Genomic DNA, 233 nt, shown 5'->3' with positions numbered 1-233 from the left:
CGTCGGCCTGGAGCGCCTGGTGGACGAGTACCGCACCGCGATCGCGGGGCGGACGACATCAAAGGGGGACGGAATCAATGGGGGGCAGTAGATGACACGATGCCGACTCTGCGGCTCGGCGGCGCTGGCGAGCGTCGTCGATCTGGGGGCGACCCCGCCGTGTGAGAGCTTTCTCGCCGCGGACCAACTGGACCAGCCGGAGCCCGCGTACCCGCTGCACCTGCGGGTCTGCA

Annotated in this window: 1 protein-coding gene; it reads left to right on the top strand. The window is 70.0% G+C overall.

Going from position 1 to position 233, the window contains the following annotated elements; genetic code table 11:
* Positions 1-91: 91 nt before the first annotated feature.
* A partial coding sequence (locus CCL05_RS43560) for a class I SAM-dependent methyltransferase (RefSeq protein WP_425276003.1) occupies positions 92-233 on the top strand: 142 nt, incomplete at its 3' end.

The sequence above is a fragment of the Streptomyces africanus genome, assembly GCF_002150735.1.
GTDB lineage: Bacteria > Actinomycetota > Actinomycetes > Streptomycetales > Streptomycetaceae > Streptomyces > Streptomyces africanus.
This window is presented reverse-complemented; position numbering and strand designations above follow the sequence as displayed.